The organism is Collimonas sp. OK307 (genome assembly GCF_900113705.1).
Taxonomy (GTDB): domain Bacteria; phylum Pseudomonadota; class Gammaproteobacteria; order Burkholderiales; family Burkholderiaceae_D; genus Collimonas.
The window spans coordinates 1-18,326 of sequence record NZ_FOQI01000013.1; the positions used below are offsets into that span (position 1 = coordinate 1).

At 57.2% G+C, this 18,326-nt stretch carries 16 protein-coding genes; 5 read left to right on the plus strand and 11 right to left on the minus strand.

The genetic code is table 11. The features are described from left to right. Both BM205_RS16500 and BM205_RS16505 read right to left on the minus strand, forming a co-directional pair. The coding region (locus BM205_RS16500) for an aromatic amino acid lyase (RefSeq protein ID WP_139227296.1) at positions 1-458 on the minus strand (458 nt) is incomplete at its 3' end. Positions 459-561: 103 nt separating this feature from the next. Then, positions 562-1,842 (minus strand): urate hydroxylase PuuD, encoded by a 1,281-nt coding sequence (locus BM205_RS16505; RefSeq protein ID WP_092415971.1) that lies wholly within the window; start codon positions 1,840-1,842, stop codon positions 562-564. A gap of 320 nt (positions 1,843-2,162) precedes the next feature. On the opposite strand from BM205_RS16505, the gene BM205_RS16510 reads away from it, so the two are divergent. The 4 genes from BM205_RS16510 to BM205_RS16525 all read left to right on the plus strand — a co-directional run bounded on the left by BM205_RS16510 (position 2,163) and on the right by BM205_RS16525 (position 8,013). After that, positions 2,163-3,101, plus strand: a complete 939-nt coding sequence (locus tag BM205_RS16510; RefSeq protein WP_092415972.1) for a LysR substrate-binding domain-containing protein — start codon at positions 2,163-2,165, stop codon at positions 3,099-3,101. 255 nt (positions 3,102-3,356) lie between these two features. After that, positions 3,357-4,751, plus strand: coding sequence for a nucleobase:cation symporter-2 family protein (locus BM205_RS16515; RefSeq protein ID WP_092416104.1), 1,395 nt, complete (start codon positions 3,357-3,359; stop codon positions 4,749-4,751). Between the two features lie 103 nt (positions 4,752-4,854). After that, positions 4,855-6,615 (plus strand): allantoate amidohydrolase, encoded by a 1,761-nt coding sequence (locus BM205_RS16520; RefSeq protein WP_092415973.1) that lies wholly within the window; start codon positions 4,855-4,857, stop codon positions 6,613-6,615. A 36-nt stretch (positions 6,616-6,651) separates the two neighbouring features. Further along, positions 6,652-8,013: an 8-oxoguanine deaminase gene (locus tag BM205_RS16525; RefSeq protein ID WP_092415974.1), complete on the plus strand. Its 1,362-nt coding sequence runs from the start codon at positions 6,652-6,654 to the stop codon at positions 8,011-8,013. A 73-nt stretch (positions 8,014-8,086) separates the two neighbouring features. Here the strand turns inward: BM205_RS16525 and BM205_RS16530 are convergent, their stop codons facing one another. From BM205_RS16530 to BM205_RS16545, 4 genes are read right to left on the minus strand one after another with little or no spacing between them, the layout of a single operon-like run. Then, positions 8,087-8,242 (minus strand): hypothetical protein, encoded by a 156-nt coding sequence (locus BM205_RS16530; protein WP_175511300.1) that lies wholly within the window; start codon positions 8,240-8,242, stop codon positions 8,087-8,089. A gap of 17 nt (positions 8,243-8,259) precedes the next feature. Next, on the minus strand, positions 8,260-8,532 hold the full coding sequence (locus tag BM205_RS16535) for a hypothetical protein (protein ID WP_139227298.1): 273 nt from the start codon (positions 8,530-8,532) through the stop codon (positions 8,260-8,262). 14 nt (positions 8,533-8,546) lie between these two features. After that, positions 8,547-9,461: a lipase secretion chaperone gene (locus BM205_RS16540; RefSeq protein ID WP_092415976.1), complete on the minus strand. Its 915-nt coding sequence runs from the start codon at positions 9,459-9,461 to the stop codon at positions 8,547-8,549. 2 nt (positions 9,462-9,463) lie between these two features. Continuing rightward, positions 9,464-10,396 carry an esterase/lipase family protein gene (locus BM205_RS16545; protein WP_092415977.1) on the minus strand — a complete coding sequence of 311 codons (933 nt, stop codon included), beginning with the start codon at positions 10,394-10,396 and terminating at the stop codon, positions 9,464-9,466. A 397-nt stretch (positions 10,397-10,793) separates the two neighbouring features. Here BM205_RS16545 and BM205_RS16550 point away from each other — a divergent pair, with 397 nt between their 5' ends. Then, positions 10,794-11,507, plus strand: coding sequence for a TetR/AcrR family transcriptional regulator (locus BM205_RS16550; protein WP_254783924.1), 714 nt, complete (start codon positions 10,794-10,796; stop codon positions 11,505-11,507). A 78-nt stretch (positions 11,508-11,585) separates the two neighbouring features. On the opposite strand, the gene pyk is transcribed toward BM205_RS16550, so the two are convergent. The 5 genes from pyk to gcl all read right to left on the minus strand — a co-directional run bounded on the left by pyk (position 11,586) and on the right by gcl (position 18,107). Beyond that, on the minus strand, positions 11,586-13,007 hold the full coding sequence (gene pyk, locus BM205_RS16555; protein WP_092415978.1) for a pyruvate kinase: 1,422 nt from the start codon (positions 13,005-13,007) through the stop codon (positions 11,586-11,588). A 124-nt stretch (positions 13,008-13,131) separates the two neighbouring features. After that, the gene (locus BM205_RS16560; protein ID WP_092415979.1) at positions 13,132-14,418 is read right to left on the minus strand and encodes a glycerate kinase type-2 family protein; all 1,287 of its coding nucleotides are present in this window, start codon (positions 14,416-14,418) and stop codon (positions 13,132-13,134) included. Positions 14,419-14,608: 190 nt separating this feature from the next. Then, positions 14,609-15,496 carry a 2-hydroxy-3-oxopropionate reductase gene (locus tag BM205_RS16565; RefSeq protein WP_092353867.1) on the minus strand — a complete coding sequence of 296 codons (888 nt, stop codon included), beginning with the start codon at positions 15,494-15,496 and terminating at the stop codon, positions 14,609-14,611. A 37-nt stretch (positions 15,497-15,533) separates the two neighbouring features. Beyond that, entirely contained in the window at positions 15,534-16,313 is a 780-nt protein-coding gene (gene hyi / locus BM205_RS16570; protein ID WP_092415980.1) for a hydroxypyruvate isomerase, read from the minus strand. A gap of 18 nt (positions 16,314-16,331) precedes the next feature. Then, positions 16,332-18,107: a glyoxylate carboligase gene (gene gcl / locus BM205_RS16575; RefSeq protein WP_092415981.1), complete on the minus strand. Its 1,776-nt coding sequence runs from the start codon at positions 18,105-18,107 to the stop codon at positions 16,332-16,334. Positions 18,108-18,326: the final 219 nt, after the last annotated feature.

Genomic DNA, 18,326 nt, shown 5'->3' on the forward strand with positions numbered 1-18,326 from the left:
GGCGCCAGGTCGCCGGACGCGCCGACCGACCCTTTTTGCGGCATGATTGGATGGATACCGGCATTCAGGAAGGCCAGCAGACGATCGACTACTTCGACCCGCGGCGCCGAATAATTGCTGGCAAACGCATTGGCGCGCAACAGCATGGTGGCGCGACTGACTTCTTCCGAGAACGGTTCGCCGATGCCGGCGCAATGGGCCTTGATCAGCTGGGTCTGGAACAGCTCGATGTGTTCGACCTTGATACGGGTGTCTTTCAGCAAGCCGACGCCGGTGTTGAAGCTGTACATCATCGGCGCTTCATCGTGCATCCAGGTCGATTCGATGTAGTCGCGGCTTTCTTTCAGGGCGGCGCGTGAAGAATCGGCCAAGGTCACAGGCAAGTGCGGCGCACGGGCGACGTCGACTACTTGCTGCGCAGTCAGGTTGAAGCCATCTATGGTGATAGTTTGGGACATGAGTACTCCAGATTTTTCTTGAATGAGGTCAAGCGCAGAAGCTGATTGAGCGTGGTAAAACTGCTCAATCAGCTTCCGGCTTTCAGGGTGGTCGTTGCCCGACTTACTTGGCGCCGGAGGTATACCAGGTGCCGATCAGGGCACGCTCGTCGTCGGTGATATGCGTCAGGTTAGCCAACGGCATCGCCTTCAATTGCACCGCTTGCTGATAGATCTTGTCGGCGTGCTGACGGATCTGGTCTGCAGTCTGCAACATCACGCCGGCCGGTGCAGTAGCAAATCCTGGCTGGGTTGGCTGTGCCGAGTGGCAGGTAGCGCAACGCTGGCCGATGATTTCCTGGATATGCGCCATATCTGCGGTCGGAGCGGCGGCGGCTGCGGCGGCTGCAGTAGTTGCAGCGACGGTAGTGCCTGCTGCAACTGCGGCGTCTGCCTTGGCAACCGGCGCCACTGGCTGGATCGGCTTCGGCGCAATCGCAATCGCCACTGCCAGCAACAAGGCAACGCCGGCAATCGGATAACCGATCGAAACACGGCCAGCATGACGCAAGTTGAAGAAGTGACGGATCAACGCGCCGGCAGCAATAATCGCCGCCAGGATCAGCCAGCTATATGCATGGTTGTAAGTCATGCCGTAGTGGTTGCTGATCATGATGAACAGCACTGGCAGCGTGAAATAATTGTTGTGCACGCTGCGTTGCTTGGCCCTCTTGCCGTAGATCGGATCAGGCGATTTACCGACGCTCATCGCTTCCACCAGCTTGCGTTGCCCCGGGATGATCACCATCAGCACGTTACCCACCATCATGGTGCCGATCATGGCGCCGACATGGATATACGCAGCACGGCCGCTCAGCAAATGCGTCAGCACAAAGGCTGCGGCAACGATGAACAGATACATGACGATACCGAGCAGGCCATCACGTTTGCCCAGCGGCGAACGGCACAGCAGGTCGTAAACGGTCCAGCCCACCACCAGCGTGCCGAGGCCGACGCCGATTGCTTGCCAGGTATTCAGATCGGCCACATCCTTGTTGATCATCATGGCCGAAGCATTGAAGTAATAGACGATGAACAACATGGCAAAACCGGACAGCCAGGTGGCGTACGCTTCCCATTTGAACCAATGCAAGTCGTCCGGCAATTCAGCCGGGGCAACCAGGTATTTTTGCGGATTGTAGAAGCCGCCGCCGTGCACTGCCCACAACTCTCCGGACACACCCTTTTTGGCCAGATCGGATCCTGCCTTCGGCGGCCGGATCGAGTTATCCAGCCAGACGAAATAGAAGGATGCGCCGATCCAGGCAATGCCTGTAATCAGATGCAACCAGCGGACCAGCAAATTGAGCCATTCGACTCCATACGAAACTAATAATGCATCCATGTCTTCCCCACGATTATCACTCGTTTGCCACTGCGGGCTCTGCAAACGAAAGAGGTACACCCTCCAACACGGCCGCGAACTTTTTATAAACGTTGTTTTATATCAGCTCCGCTACGACCAACATGATCGGATAAGCAAGATACTTGCCCACCTTTCATTTTCCTCTTCTTGCGCTCAGAAGTTAAAAGCGCGCCAGATTCACGCAAGATAAACGTATTGGGAATCTAAAACATGGATTTTCAGATATATTTGACATACTCATATCCATATAACAAAATGAACTGCATCATACCCATAAATATTAATAGCTGGAGACAAGCATGGCCAAGCTGCCGGACCACCTCGATATTCACCTGATACGCATACTGTATCTGTTGTTGTGCGAAAAGAATGTATCGCGTGTAGCCCTCAAGCTCAACCAGCCGCAACCGTCGATTTCGGCCTCGTTGCGCAAGCTGCGCGAACTCACCGGCGATCCCTTGCTGGTGCGTGGCGCGCGCGGCATGGTGCCAACCCAGCACGGTGAAAGCCTGCTGAAACCGGCCAAACGCATCCTCGAGGAAACCGAACGGCTGTTTGTCCAAAAAGCCACGTTCGTGCCCCAGGCTGAAGCACGCACCTTCCATATCGCTGCACCAGATTACATGAATACGCCGTTCTTCCTGGAAGTCGTGGCGCGCTTGCGCCGCGAATCGCCGAAGAGCCGCATCGTGATTCATGCACTGGGGCCGGAAACCGATTACGTCCGGCTGCTGTCGGACGGCGACCTGGACCTGGTCATCGCCAATTGGGACGAACCGCCGCAACATCTGCATTTATCCAAACTGTTCGACGATCCTATCGTCTGCCTGATGCGCGCCGACAGCGCCTATGCCAAACGTACCGGACCAGACCAGATGACAGTCGAGGATTATCTCTCGCTGCCGCATGTGGCGCCATGGCAGGTGTTGCCCGGTTATCACGGCATTATCGATTCCTTCCTCGACAGCCAGAACCTGAACCGCAACGTAGTGGTCGAATCCGCCTACTTCGGCATGCTGCCCTATATGGTGGCGCAAACCGACCTGGTGCTGACCACCGGCCGCCAGTTCGCCCGTTTTTATGAAAAGACCCTATCGCTGAAAAGCTTCACCCTGCCCATCAAGTTTCCGCCGATGCGTTTTTATCAACTGTGGCATGAACGGGTGCATCAGGCAACCGAACACAAATGGCTGCGCGAACAAATCGGGATTGCTGCGAAGGCAATGATTGCCAAATAAATAAGCATCCGCGTGGGCACTATGTGCTCACCCTACTTATCAAACAACTACATATATCCAAATACATAAATCAACTATCAGTCAGCAAATATATCGTGAGGGCCTGAGCCAAGTAGTATCGGACGCACAGGCCCCGTCTATACCGCGGGTGACTTGTGGGCTGTAGCGCTTCAACCAGATCGGCAGCAGTTTAAAAAAGCCGGATTGATGTCGCCGCAAGCACTAAAATCATAATTAGCACCTAGGAGACACATGATGACCAGCACCACTGATCCAGTAGATGAAAGACTCCCCGTAGGTAAACTCGCTGCACTCGGCATGCAGCACGTGCTGGTGATGTACGCCGGCGCGATTGCCGTGCCGCTGATCATTGGCGGCGCGCTCAACCTGGCAAAAAGCGACATCGCATTCCTGATCAGCGCCGACTTGTTTTGCTGCGGCCTGGTAACCTTGATCCAAAGCCTCGGTTTCTGGAAATTCGGCATCAAGATGCCGGTAATGATGGGGGTCACCTTTGCTGCCGTCGGTCCGATGGTAGCGATGGCCGGCAACCCGCAAATGACTATCGTCCATATCTACGGCGCCGTCATCGTCTCCGGTATCTTCTGCGTTTTTGCCGCCCCTTACATGAGTCGCCTGATGCGCTTCTTCCCGCCGGTCGTGACCGGCACGGTGATCAGCGTCATCGGCATTTCACTGATGGGCGTCGGCATCAACTGGGCGGCCGGCGGCCAACCGGTAATCGGCACCCTGGTCGATGGCGTCTTCACCAAAATCCCCAACCCCGACTACGGCTCGCCGACCAGCCTCGGCATCGCGCTGGTAGTGCTGGTATCGATCCTGTTGATCACTAAATACGTCAAAGGCTTTATCGCCAATATCTCGGTGCTGAGCGGCATGATCATTGGTTTCGTCATTGCCTTGGCCATGGGGAAAATCAGCTTTTACGGCCTCGGCGACGCCGAATGGTTTGCCTTCATCCGCCCGTTCCACTACGGCTGGCCGAAGTTCGACATCGGTTCGATTCTCAGCATGTGCCTGGTCATGATCGTGACCATGATCGAATCGACCGGGATGTTCATCGCCCTCGGTGAAATCGTCGGCAAGAAAATCGACGACAAGACCCTGGCGCGCGGTCTGCGCGTCGACGGCCTGGGCAGCGTGATTGGCGGCATCTTCAATACTTTCCCTTACACCTCGTTCTCGCAGAATGTCGGCCTGGTCGGCGTTACCGGTGTGCGCAGCCGTTATGTCTGCGCCGCTGCCGGCGTGATCCTGATGCTGTTCGGGCTGTTCCCGAAAATGGCGCACGTGGCCGCCTCGATTCCGCAATTCGTGCTGGGCGGCGCCGGCATCGTCATGTTTGGCATGGTGGCGGCAACCGGCATCAAGATCTTGTCGGGCGTCGATTTCCAGCGCAACCGGAATAATCTGTTCATCGTCGCAGTGAGCTTCGGCGCCGGCATGATTCCTATCGTGGCGCCAACCTTTTTCGACAAGATGCCGTTGTTCCTGTCGACCATCCTGCACAGCGGCATCTTGCTGGCTTCCGCGATGGCGGTCCTGTTGAATCTGTTTTTCAACGGCAAGGGTTCCAATGAAGACAGCCGCGCGCATGCACTGGCGGCGGCACAAAGCTCCGATCACTAAAACTGTTTTTGAAGTAAATTGAAGTAGATGTGGGTCCAACCCGTATTTGAAATAGAAGCGATTTAACCAAGGATGAAGCGGGTCGGACCCGCCAACGATACAAATGACAACATTAGAACAACTGAATAACAGCGATGTAACCGCCTTCGTTTCAACGCTGCATGGCATCTATGAGCATTCGCCATGGATCCCTGAACGCGCCGCCGCGCAACGGCCGTTTGCCAACATCACCGCACTCAAGCAGGCGATGCAGGCGGTCGTCAGCAAGGCCACCCGGGAAGAACAACTGGGCCTGATCCGCGCCCACCCGGAGTTGGCCGGTAAAGCAGCCGTCTCCGGCGAACTGACGGTCGAATCGACCGGCGAGCAAGCCAAGGCAGGCCTCAACAATTGCAGCCCTGAAGAATTCGCCACACTGCAAAAACTGAACGCCGACTACAACACCAAATTCGGCTTCCCATTCATCCTCGCAGTCAAAGGCGCCGATGGCCAGGGCCTGTCGCGCCAGGCCATCATCGCCACCTTCAGCCGCCGCCTGAAAAACCAGTTCGACGATGAACTGGGAGAAGCGCTGCGCCAGATCGGCCGGATTGCCGAAATGCGTACCAACGATCTGCTTGGCTACACGCCGCAACTCGGCAAAACCATCATGCAATGGGCTGAACAGATCGGCGCCTGGAGCGATGACGAGACTGGCCTCACCTGCGCCTACATGACCGACTCACATCGTCGTACTGCGGCGCAGATTGCCGGCTGGATGCGCGAAGCCGGCATGCAAGCCGAGATCGACGCGGTCGGTAATGTGGTCGGCCGCTACCTGTCCGACAATCCCGCAGCCAAGACGCTGATGACCGGTTCGCATTACGACACCGTGCGCAACGGCGGCAAATACGATGGCCGCGAAGGTATCTTGCTGCCGATCGCTATTGTCAAGCACTTGCATGAGCGCGGCGAAAAACTGCCGTTCCACTTTGAAATCGTCGGCTTCTCGGAAGAAGAAGGCGTGCGTTTCAAGAGCACTTTCCTCGGCAGCAATGCCATCATCGGCCAGTTCAATATGGAACTGCTGAACAATCTCGACCGCGACGGCATCAGCATGCGCGATGCGTTGCTGAAAGCCGGCCACGATCCTGCAGCGATTCCTGCCATTGCGCGCAACCCGGCCGATTTGCTGGGTTACGTCGAAGTGCATATCGAACAAGGGCCGGTCCTGCTGCATCGCGACCTGCCGGTCGGCATTGTCACCTCGATTGCCGGCAGCTGCCGCTATATGGTGCAGCTGAAAGGCGTCGCCAGCCACTCCGGCACCACGCCGATGTCGATGCGCAAGGACGCTGCCACCGCCGCCGCAGAAATCCTGCTGTATGTGGAACAGCGCTGCGCGCAAGACCAGCAAGCATCGCTGGTGGGCACCGTCGGCCAGCTGCAAGTGCCAAACGGTTCGACCAATGTGATCCCGGGCGCCTGCGTATTCTCGCTGGATATCCGTGCCGCCGACGACAACATCCGCGATGCTGCGGTAGCCGATGTGCTGCAACATATCGAAAAGGTGTGCGAACGCCGCTGCGTCGAAGCCAATGTCGAAAGAATGGTGTCCGCCCCGGCCGCACCTTGCGCTTCGTGGCTGATGGACCAGTTGTCCGCAGCCACCGAACGGGCCGGTGTGCAGCCGTTCAAACTCGCTTCCGGCGCCGGTCATGACGCCATGACCATCGCTAAAATAACTGATGTCGCCATGCTGTTTACGCGTTGCGGCAACGGTGGCATCAGCCACAATCCATTGGAAACAATGACTGCGGACGATGCCGAAGTATCGGCGCAAATCTTGCTGGATTTCCTACGCCGCTTTACACCGAAACCTTAAGCCAGGGCTTGAACCAGCGTCTTTGGATTTAACGTAATGTCTAAAACCTTATTGATAAAAAATGCGCGCGTTGTGGTCACCATGGACCACGCGCGCCGCGAAATTGCCGGCGGTGCGGTCTTCATCCGCGATAACGTGATTGAACAGGTAGGCAACAGCGCCGACCTGCCGCAAACTGCCGACGAAGTCATCGACGCCAGCAATCACGTCGTCATCCCGGGCCTGGTGAACACCCATCACCATATGTACCAAAGCCTGACGCGCGTGATTCCGGCAGCGCAAAACGGCGAGCTGTTCAACTGGCTGACCAACCTGTATCCGATCTGGGCCAACCTGACGCCAGAGATGATCCAGGTCTCGACCTTGACCGCGATGGCAGAGCTCATCATGTCTGGTTGCACCACCAGCAGCGATCACCTGTACATCTATCCGAACGGCTGCAAGCTGGACGATAGTATCGAAGCGGCGCAACAGATCGGCATGCGCTTCCATGCTGCGCGCGGTTCGATGAGCGTCGGCCAGTCGAAAGGCGGCTTGCCGCCGGATCGCGTGGTGGAAGATGAAAAAGCCATCCTGCAAGATACGCAGCGCCTGATCGAGACCTGGCACGACAGCAGCCGGCATGCGATGCAACGCATCGTGGTGGCGCCCTGTTCGCCGTTTTCGGTATCGCGCAACTTGATGCGTGAATCGGCGAACCTGGCGCGTCACCATGGCGTCTCGCTGCATACGCATCTGGCGGAAAACGTCAACGACATCGCCTACAGCCGTGAGAAATTCAACATGACGCCGGCGGAATATGCGGAAGATTGCGGCTGGGTCGGCCACGATGTCTGGCATGCCCATTGCGTCCAGCTCGACGACGAAGGTATCTACATGTTCGCGCGCACCGGCACCGGCATCGCCCACTGCCCTTGCTCCAACATGCGGCTAGCCTCCGGTATCGCGCCGATCCGCAAGATGGTCGATGCCGGCGTGCCGGTCGGTATCGGTGTCGACGGTTCGGCCTCCAACGACGGCGCCCATATGCTGGGTGAAGTGCGGCAAGCAATGCTGTTGCAGCGGGTCGGTTTCGGCCCCGACGCCATGACCGCACGGCAGGCGCTGGAGCTGGCGACGCTGGGCGGCGCCAAGGTGCTCAATCGTGACGATATCGGCGCGCTGGAACCAGGCATGTCGGCCGATCTGGTGCTGTTCGACATGAACCAGGTCAAGTTCGCCGGTGGCTGGCACGATCCGGTTGCGGCGTTGGTATTCTGCACGCCGTCGGATGTTGCGTACAGCATCATCAACGGTCGCGTAGTGGTGCGCAATGGCCAGTTCACCACGGTCGATCTCGGCAATGTGCTGGAACGCCACAACAAGCTGGCGTTGTCACTGGCTGAAGCTGCGCGCTGATACGCAGGTCCGGCAACGCAAAAATGGCCGCTCGCTGCAAGCAAGCGGCCATTTTTTTATCCATGACGGTTTGTCAGGCGCCGATCAAACCTTGGCCGCAAACGCGAATCGTGTCGCCGCTGATACCGTATGCACCCGGGGTACATAGAAACGTCACCAGCTCCGCCACATCGCGCGGCTTGCCGCCCTGCTTTACCGGGTTCAGGCGACGGCCGATCTGGCGGGCCATGAACGGCATGTCCTGTGTCATCGCCGCATGATCAGGATGTCAGGGCCGGGAGCGGTACTTTCGGGCAGGGTTTCCAGCGACACCGCTCCCGCATCCAGCGCGATTACCCATAGCCGGTCTATCGCGTAACCATTGGGAGAACGGCCCAGCAGGATATTTTTCCGTACCAGTGGTCGCGCTGCATAAGGACCTTTGCTACGAGCCAGTTCGACTGGCGCCGGCAATCCCAACATCTTCACCATGCCGGCGCCGATCGGATTACCGCCCAATTTCATTAACAAGTCGGACATGACTGCTGCTTTCCTTACTGTTCGTAGCTAGGCAACCGCTTTTGCTCGTTGGCGTCAAACATCCTGTTTCTTAACTCTGCTATGGCGCCAGCATCGCTGAGTTTACTGCGTTCGGCGAGATATGCGCCAATCCGGCTTTTCCAGGCTGCTTCGTCCTGATCGACTTCCGCCATCCGCGCTGCGGCTTCCGGTGACAAGGCTGCGGCGCGCATACGATAGACGTCGTCCTCGCTTGCCCCCTGCTGCCGCATCTTGGCTGCAGTATCCTCCAGCTTGACGATTTTCAGAGGCGCCTCCCGGGATTCCCGCAATGCGGCCGGCATGGCCGCGTCCAGTGCGGCTAGCTTTTCCTGCTTTTGCGGCGCGCTCAGCGATTTATCCTGGGCGATTTCCATCCTTGCCAGTGTATCCGCGTCCTCGGTATCAACAAAGCCGAACATGCGCTTGCTTTCGGCCGGACTGAAAAATCGGGCGCGCACTTCTTGCATTTTCTGCAAGCGGCCACGGATCGCCGCCAAGCCGTTGCCGGCCAGTTGCGGGTCTTTGTCCAACCCGACCAGAGCGGTTTTATAATCGATATAATTTCCCAGCAGACGTTTGGCTTCGGCAGCAGCAACCGGCTTCAGGCGTCGATCGAGTTCCTGTTCGATCTCCTTGCGGATGGCATCCAGCGGCTTTTCACCCACCGTGCTCAGATAGTAATCAAACAGACTTACCAGCTGGGCGTCAGCGACCAGTATATCGCCGGCAGTGACTTGAAGGTCGCCGTCGGGATGCGTTCCCTGCAGCGAGCGAACGAATGGGAAAAGATCTGGTTGCGCAGCAATTTTCGGGACTGGCGGTTCCTCATGCGTCATCAACATCGGAACAAAAATGACGGCGGCCAAAGCCGCCGCCCCGACCCAGATGAATGGATGTCGGATTCCCATATTTACAGTCCCAGGCCCTGCAGGCGATTGGCTTGCTGGCGATAGACCGTCTTCGGATTGGTTTCAAAAATATTCACCAGACCGAGAAGTTGGTTGACCTCGTCCAGATGATTCATGCCGTAATTGTCCCGTATCACCTGGCCAAGATGGCTGCTGCAGCTACCTACCAAACCATCGTTTGTAGCTCCGCCATATGCCAGCGAAAGCAAACCCATGCTGGCGTCGCTCGGATCTAGAAAATTGGTCAAAGGCTGGCCGCCGCTCCATGAGAAATAATACACGCCACCCACCTGGTAAGCACCTTCGCCGCAAGCTGTCGCGGGAACGCCTTCGGGATGCGCCAGATTGAATTTTGCCATGCCGGCCGTGGTGAGCGAATCCAGGGCAGCAATCGAATTCTGCGGATCGTTGGGGCTACCTGACAATACCTCGATCAGCGTCGTAAAGCTGTTGACGACCGTTCCCAGCACAGCCTGGCTGAGCGAACCAGGGGTCACCACGCCGCGCAAGACGTCAGCCACCGCTGCACCCTTGTTTGGGCCAGCGACGCTGGTCACCGAAGCCACCAGCTGCGGAGCGACCGAGGCCACGTAACGGATAGTCGGCCCGCCATGGCTGTGGCCGATCAGGTTGACCTTGGAGGCGCCGGTAGCGGCCAGGACTTGCTTGACGTAAGTCAGCAGCTGCTCACCGCGTACTTCCGTGCTGTTGGCAGCCGATACTTCGGCTACATAGACCTGTGCACCGTCAGCACGCAGCGCCTCTGGAATGCCATAGAAATATTCGACCGGACCGATCTTGTCGAAACCGAACAAACCATGCACCAATATGATGGGATATCTGGTCTGGGTATAACCAGTTGCCCAGGCTGGGACCGGCAGGACGGCGATAGCAACCAGAGCGGCGCCAAGCCATTGCAGGAATTGCTTTTTCATTTTTTTATCTCCGAAATTTTTATGAACTCGTTACGGTGAAACCACGTTTTGGATTACCTGATGGATTTCTCCTTTCTATTGTCAGCATCCTCGGTTCCTGCCACTTCAACGAAGCACCACTCTGCGGCGGCGTCCCATTTTTACAAAAAAAACAATGGTGATTAATGACCATTGATGGCAATTAAGCATCGGCCAGTCATTGAAAATCCGATGAACATTAACATAGGCAAGCCTATCCAAACATAGGGTTCCCTATTTTTTTGCCGGCTTGTGGTTTTTTTGAGATTGGCATTTTTTGCAACAAATAGCCGTGCCGGCCGGCGCGATCCGCCAATCAGAATTAGTTGAGGCGCGCGATTGAAACTGCGTGAAATAGGACGTCCTGGATGACCTGCTATTGCGGCTCAGCCGGCAAATCTTCGGACAAGGCATGAACTATAATGAATCACCATCGCCAAGGAAGGAAACCGGAGTGTCGTCCGAGAAAATAAAATCCGCAAAACCCGCACCACCCGCAAACCCCGAATCACCGCGCCGCGTGAAAGTAAAAAAAATCCTGTCCCCGGACGACTGGATCGATGCTGCAACCGAATTACTGATTAGTAAGAGCATCGATGCCGTGCGCGTTGAATCGCTGGCAAGAGAACTTGGCATTACGGTGGGAAGTTTCTACTATCACTTCAAGGATCGGAATGACCTGCTCTCGAAGTTGCTGAAAAGGTGGCATGAGAGGACCACGACGCAAGTCATCCGCACGTTCGAAGGACGCACATTTTCTGCAGACGGTGTTCTCGACGAAGTCCTGGCGCTGCCTTTTCACGGTCTCACCGCACGACGCGCGGCGATGATCGAATTTGCCATCAGGGCATGGTCGCGGCGCGACGATATGGCGCGGCAGGCTGTACGCGAGGTGGATCAGCAACGGCTGACCTATTACAGCCAGGGGTTTCAGGAAATGGGATTTGGCAAATCGGAGGCCAGCAACCGTGCTTTTACGCTATATAGCTTTCAGCTGGCGCAGTCGTTATTGTGGGATCTGAGTGACGACAAAGCCAGAAAAAAACAACTGGGCTTTACCAAAGAATTGCTGCTGACTCCGCGTCGGAAATAGAGCTCTTCTCGAAAATGCCATCACAAAAGAAAACGGCCACGCATCACGCCGTGGCCGTCGAATTTACAGGCTTGTGTTTTACTGCGGCCAGACTTCCGCCAGGCGCAACAAGTTGGTGCTGCCCGACTGCCCGAACGGCATGCCGGCGGTGATGGCGATCTGGTCCCCGGCCTTGGCAAAACCTTCCTTGACGGCGGTCTCGCAAGCGGCCGTTACCATCTCGCTCTCGTTATGCACCTGGTCGCTGATGGTCGAATGCACGCCCCATACCAGCGCCAGCCGGCGCGCTGTGGACAGCTTAGGCGTAATGCTGAGAATCGGCGCCATCGGCCGTTCACGCGCTGCGCGCAAGCTGGTGTGGCCGGAACTGGTGTAGGTCACCGTCGCCTTGGCGCCGATGATGCGGGTGACATCGCGCAAGGCCGAGCAGATGGCGTCACTACGGTTCGACAACGGCGCTTCGTGCTGCGCGTCCAGCATGTTCTGGTACAAAGGATCACGTTCAACTTCGGAGATGATGCGATCCATCATCGCCACCGCCGGCAGCGGATAAGCGCCGCTTGCCGATTCGGCTGACAACATCACGGCATCGGCGCCGTCGTAGATGGCGCTGGCGACGTCGGAGGTTTCAGCGCGGGTCGGCACCGGCGAAGTGATCATCGATTCCAGCATCTGGGTTGCGATCACGACCGGCTTGCCGTGCTGACGGCAGACGCGCATGATGCGCTTTTGCACGCCAGGTACGCGTTCAGGCGGCAACTCCACACCCAGGTCGCCACGGGCCACCATGATGGCGTCGGACACCTGGACGATCGCATCCAATTGTTCCAGCGCCGCCGGCTTCTCCAGTTTCGACAAGATGCTGGCCCGATCGCCGATCAGGTCACGCGCTTCCAATACGTCTTCCGGCCGTTGCACGAAGGACAGCGCAATCCAGTCGACGCCCAGTTCCAGCGCAAATTTCAAATCGCGCTTGTCTTTATCAGTCAGGGCCGGAATCGGCAAGACCGCATCCGGTACGTTGACGCCCTTGCGGTCCGACAGCGAACCGCTGTTGACCACGCGGGTGTGGATAGACTGACCATCGCAGGCCAGCACTTCCAGCCTTACCTTGCCATCATCCAGCAGCAATGACTGGCCAGCAGCGATCACCTCGAATAATTCCTGATGCGGCAGGTAGACACGTTGATTATTCCCTGGCGTGTTGTTGCGGTCCAGCGTGAATTCCTGGCCGGCTTGCAGCGCTATCTTGCCATCGGCGAAAGTGCCGATGCGCAGCTTCGGTCCCTGCAGGTCGGCAAGGATGGCGATTGGGCGGCCGACGATTTTTTCGACGGCGCGTACGATGTCGTAGCGTTCCTGGTGATCGGCGTGGCTGCCATGGCTGAAGTTGAAACGGAAAACGTCGGCACCGGCTTCAAACAACGCCTGGATGGTTTTCTGATCCGCACTGGCGGGACCGAGCGTGGCGACGATTTTTGCTTTGCGTTGGCGGCGCATGATGAGCTTTCTGTAGAAGATCGACCAGCTGTCGACCAGTTGAGTGACAAGCGCTGGCCCGGAAAAGCTGCCGACGCAGGATTAAATAATTGCAGAGAATTGCTGAAAACCCGATCCCGCTCGATCAGAGAATCACGATGGCCCGGAAATCGTTGACGTTGGTACGCGTCGGCCCGCTGACGACGAGGTCGCCGAGCGCACTGAAGAAACCGTAGCCGTCGTTGTTGTCCAGCATGGCGCGCGGACGCAGTCCCAGTTCCGCTGCCCTGCGCATCGAATCCGGCTGGTAGATGGCGCCGGCGTTATCTTCGGAGCCGTCGATGCCGTCGGTATCGCAGGCAATCGCGTGGATATCGGGGAAGCCGTCCAGGGCATTCGCCAGGCTCAGCAGGAATTCTGCATTGCGGCCGCCGCGCCCTTTACCGCGCACGGTGACCGTGGTTTCGCCACCGGAAATGACGACGCACGGTTTGCTGAACGGTTGTCCGCGCCGCGCGATCTGGCGCGCCAGTGCCGCATGCGCCAAGCCGATATCGCGTGCTTCGCCTTCCATTTCGTCGGACAGGATATATGGTGTCAAGCCGGCAGCGACAGCGGTAGCAGCGGCAGCTTCCAAAGCGTCTTGCGCGGTGGCGATTACATAGTGCTGGTTACGTTCCAGGCGCGGGTCGCCGGGCTTGGGAGTTTCACCTGCGCCGGATTCGAGATGCTTGCGAATTGCTTCAGGTGTTTCAATATTGTATTTGCGCAGCACTGCCAGAGCTTCGGCACAAGTGGTTGCATCTGGCAAGGTCGGGCCGCTGGCGATGATGCCGGGATCGTCGCCCGGGATATCGGAAATCATCAGTGTCACGACTCGTGCCGGGGCGCAGGCCAGCGCCAGCCGGCCGCCTTTGATGGCGGACAGATGCTTGCGCACGCAATTCATTTCAAAAATATTGGCGCCGCTTTTCAGCAAGGCTTTGTTGATGGCTTGTTTCTGTTCGAGGGTAATGCCTTCGGCCGGCAATGCCAGCAAGGCCGAGCCACCGCCGGAAATCAGGCACAGCACCAGATCGTCTGCAGTCAAGCCCTGGACCAGTTCCAGCATGCGGGCCGCCGCTTTGCGCCCGGCTTCATCCGGCACCGGATGAGAAGCCTCAACCACTTCGATCCGTTTGCAGTCGGCGCCGTGGGCGTAACGCGTCACCACCAAACCGGACATCTCGCCTTGCCAATGATCTTCTACCGCTTTGGCCATCGCTGCTGCGCCTTTACCGGCGCCGATCACCAGGGTGCGTCCCTTGCCCGACGGCGCCGGGATCTTGGCCAGGTATTCTGGCAGGCATTTGGCGGCGCTGACGGCGTCGACCGCGGCCTGGTACATGTCGAGGAGGAGCTGGCGGGGTTTGATGCTATTGGCGGTAGTCATGCTGTGTACCTTGATATATGCGCTTGCTTGATAGATGCAGCGGAGTGTCTCTAAAAATTCTTGTATTTATTCGGGTATTGCCAATGCGGTTTAACTTTTTAAAACGATAACAGATATTGCGGGTCGAAGTGCAGCGTGTTCCGACCCGCAGTTTTGACTCAAGCCGATGTTTTTGACTCAAGACAATATCTTACGCCTTCGCGATTTCATGGTTCGACATGATTTCAATCGCGCGGCACAGCGCCGAGTGATCGAGGCCGCTCAAGCCGTTGGCTGCGCAGGAATTCATCAGTTCTTGCGCTACCGCGGTGTTCGGCAGCGACACGCCCAACGCCTTGGCGCCTTGCAAGGCCAGGTTCAAATCCTTCTGATGCAGTTCGATGCGGAAGCCTGGATTGAAAGTCCGTTTTACCATGCGCTCGCCATGTACTTCCAGAATCCGCGATGCTGCAAAGCCGCCCATCAAAGCCTGGCGTACACGCGCCGGATCGGCACCTGCCTTGGAAGCGAACAGCAACGCTTCAGCTACCGCCTGGATGTTCAGCGCAACGATGATCTGGTTCGCCACCTTAGTGGTTTGACCGTCGCCATTGCCGCCGACCAGGGTAATGTTCTTACCCATCAGTTCGAACAAAGCCTTGGCATCGTTGAACGCGCCTTCGGAACCGCCGACCATGATCGTCAGCGATGCCGCCTTGGCGCCGACTTCGCCGCCGGAGACCGGCGCGTCCAGGTATTCGCAACCCAGGGCGTTGATCTTCTTGGCGAAACCCTTGGTAGCGATCGGCGAAATCGAGCTCATGTCGATCACGATCTTGCCGGCGGTCAGGCCTTCGGCAACTCCCTTTTCGGCGAACAGTACTGCTTCAACGTGCGGGGTATCCGGCACCATGATGATGATGATGTCAGCACGCTTGGCGACTTCGGCGCCGGAGGTACAGACGGTCGCACCGCCGTCGATCAGCGCTGCCGGTGGATTCTTCTGGTCATGCAGATACAGTTTGTGGCCGCCGCGCTGCAGGTTTTCCGCCATTGGCGCGCCCATGATGCCGAGTCCGATAAAACCAACTTTTGCCATGATTATTTCTCCGTAATTTTAAAAATGTCTAAACCTGTCAAACGCCGTGCGCAGCGCGCCAGCCCAAACCCTCGACGGTGCCGGCCTTCGGCTTGTATTCGCAGCCGATCCAGCCGTCGTAGCCGATTTCATCGAGGAACTTGAACAGATAGTGATAATTGATTTCGCCTGTGCCCGGCTCAAAACGACCCGGATTGTCCGCCAGCTGCACATGCTTGATTTGCGACAGGTTGGCCTTGATGGTGTTAGCCAGTTCGCCTTCCATGCGCTGCATGTGATAGATGTCGTATTGCACAAACAGGTTGCTGGAACCGGTAGCCTTGATCAACTCCAGCGCCTGATGCGTTCCGGTCAGGAAGAAGCCCGGAATGTCGAAGCTGTTGATCGGTTCGATCAGCAAACGGATGCCTGCAGCCTGCAACTTGTCGGCAGCAAATTTCAGATTGCTGATCACAGTGGCACGCGCCAGCTCGGCGCTGACGCCGGCGGGGACGATGCCGACCAGGCAGTTCAACTGTTTGACGTTCAGCACCTTGGCATAACGAATCGCGTCGTCGACACCTTGCTGGAATTCGCTGACGCGATCCGGGTGGCAAGCGATACCACGCTCGCCGGCTTCCCAGTTACCCGCTGGCAGATTGTGCAAGACCAGCTCGAGGCCGTTAGTGCTCAATTTGTCAGCCAGTTGCTCGGCGCGGAACGCATACGGGAACAGGAATTCGACTCCCTTGAACCCGGCCTTGGCTGCAGCATCGAAGCGGTCCAGGAACGACAGCTCGGTGAACAGCATGGTCAGGTTAGCGGCTAGTTTTGTCATGTCATCTCTCCTGAAAAATCAGTCCAGCAAGGATACGGCGGTTGGTGCATGGCTGCGCTCCGTTGCCAGCTCTTCGAACTCGTTGATGTTGTCGATCTCGGTGCCCATCGAAACGTTGGTTACACGTTCCAGGATGATTTCCACCACCACCGGCACGCGGAATTCCTTCATCCAGCGCTTGGCTTGTGCGAAGGCATCCTGGATGCCGTTCGGATCTGTCACGCGGATTGCCTTGCAACCCAAACCTTCAACTACAGCGATGTGGTCAACGCCGTAGCCGTTGAGTTCCGGTGCATTGATGTTTTCAAACGCCAGTTGTACGCAATAGTCCATCTCGAAGCCGCGTTGCGCCTGACGGATCAAGCCGAGGTATGAATTGTTCACCACGACATGTATATAAGGCAGGTTGAACTGCGCGCCTACCGCCAATTCTTCGATCATGAACTGGAAGTCGTAATCGCCGGAAATCGCCACCACTTCGCGTTTCGGATCGGCGACGCAAACACCCAGTGCTGCGGGAATAGTCCAGCCCAAAGGACCGGCCTGGCCGCAGTTGATCCAGTGACGAGCGTGGTACACGTGCAGGAATTGCGCTGCAGCGATTTGCGACAAGCCGATGGTGCTGACGTAGCAGGTATCGCGGCCGAAAGCCTTGTTCATTTCTTCGTAGACGCGTTGCGGCTTGACCGGCACGTTTTCGAAATGGGTGCGACGCTGCATGGTGCGCTTGCGCTCCTGGCACTCGCCCAACCAAGCCGAACGGTCTGGCAATTTGCCGGCTGCTTTCAATTCTTTCGCGATTTCGACGAACAAGGTCAATGCTGCCTTAGCGTCCGACACGATGCCGTAGTCCGGACCGAACACGCGGCCGATCTGGGTCGGTTCGATATCGACGTGGACGAACTTGCGGCCCTTGGTGAACACTTCCACCGAACCGGTATGGCGATTCGCCCAACGATTGCCGATGCCGAGCACGAAATCGGATGCCAACATGGTGGCGTTGCCGTAACGGTGGCTGGTTTGCAAACCGACCATACCGGCCATTTGCGGGTGATCGTCAGGGATTGCACCCCAAGCCATCAAAGTCGGGATCACCGGCACGCCAGTTAATTCCGCGAATTCCACGGCCAGATCAGCAGCATCGGCATTGATCACGCCGCCGCCGATAGTCAGCAATGGACGCTCTGCTTCGTTCAGCATGGTCAAGGCTTTTTCGATCTGCGCACGCGATGCGGTCGGCTTATAGACGGACAAAGGCTCGTAAGTGTCCGGATCGAATTCGATCTCTGCCATTTGCACATCGAAAGGCATGTCGATCAAGACCGGGCCTGGACGGCCGGAACGCATGATGTGGAAAGCTTGCTGGAATACACGTGGCAACAAGGCCGGCTCACGTACCGTGACAGCCCATTTGGTGACTGGCTTGGCGATGGATTCGATATCGACCGCCTGGAAGTCTTCCTTGTACAGACGAGCGCGCGGCGCCTGGCCGGTAATGCACAAGATTGGAATCGAATCGGCCTGGGCCGAATACAGGCCAGTGATCATGTCGGTGCCGGCCGGGCCGGAAGTACCGATACAGATACCGATATTGCCTGGATTGGCGCGGGTGTAGCCTTCAGCCATGTGCGATGCGCCTTCAACATGGCGCGCCAGCGTGTGCTCGATCCCGCCATGCCGTTTCATTGCAGAGTAGAACGGGTTAATTGCGGCACCCGGCACGCCAAAGGCTTGTGTACAGCCCTCTTTTGCCAAAACGTGCATTACTGCGTCTACTGCCTTCATCTTTGCCATGTTGCCTCCGAGTTACTAAATGTGAATTATTGCCAATGCGTCATTGCCACTGCCTGCGGCTCGCCCTCGCCGACTCTCGTTTTTCATTTCCGCTTGGTACGCTACGGATCGATAGATAACTGAGAGATAGCCAAAGACTGCCGAGTGGATGAAGCACATGCTATAACCAAACATATTGTTTGATAAGAAGACAAACAATCGTTTTATTCGATACGTGAA

Bases quoted from the DNA above. Each gene is read 5' to 3' on its own strand.
- BM205_RS16540 (WP_092415976.1), bottom strand. From the start codon at position 9,461: ATGGGAATCCGACATCCATTCATCTGGGTCGGGGCGGCGGCTTTGGCC.
- BM205_RS16525 (WP_092415974.1), top strand. From the start codon at position 6,652: ATGTCTAAAACCTTATTGATAAAAAATGCGCGCGTTGTGGTCACCATG.
- BM205_RS16565 (WP_092353867.1), bottom strand. From the start codon at position 15,496: ATGGCAAAAGTTGGTTTTATCGGACTCGGCATCATGGGCGCGCCAATG.
- BM205_RS16560 (WP_092415979.1), bottom strand. From the start codon at position 14,418: ATGACTACCGCCAATAGCATCAAACCCCGCCAGCTCCTCCTCGACATG.
- BM205_RS16515 (WP_092416104.1), top strand. From the start codon at position 3,357: ATGACCAGCACCACTGATCCAGTAGATGAAAGACTCCCCGTAGGTAAA.
- BM205_RS16535 (WP_139227298.1), bottom strand. From the start codon at position 8,532: ATGTCCGACTTGTTAATGAAATTGGGCGGTAATCCGATCGGCGCCGGC.
- BM205_RS16520 (WP_092415973.1), top strand. From the start codon at position 4,855: ATGACAACATTAGAACAACTGAATAACAGCGATGTAACCGCCTTCGTT.
- BM205_RS16545 (WP_092415977.1), bottom strand. From the start codon at position 10,396: ATGAAAAAGCAATTCCTGCAATGGCTTGGCGCCGCTCTGGTTGCTATC.
- gcl (WP_092415981.1), bottom strand. From the start codon at position 18,107: ATGGCAAAGATGAAGGCAGTAGACGCAGTAATGCACGTTTTGGCAAAA.
- BM205_RS16530 (WP_175511300.1), bottom strand. From the start codon at position 8,242: ATGGCCCGCCAGATCGGCCGTCGCCTGAACCCGGTAAAGCAGGGCGGC.
- hyi (WP_092415980.1), bottom strand. From the start codon at position 16,313: ATGACAAAACTAGCCGCTAACCTGACCATGCTGTTCACCGAGCTGTCG.
- BM205_RS16510 (WP_092415972.1), top strand. From the start codon at position 2,163: ATGGCCAAGCTGCCGGACCACCTCGATATTCACCTGATACGCATACTG.
- BM205_RS16505 (WP_092415971.1), bottom strand. From the start codon at position 1,842: ATGGATGCATTATTAGTTTCGTATGGAGTCGAATGGCTCAATTTGCTG.
- pyk (WP_092415978.1), bottom strand. From the start codon at position 13,007: ATGCGCCGCCAACGCAAAGCAAAAATCGTCGCCACGCTCGGTCCCGCC.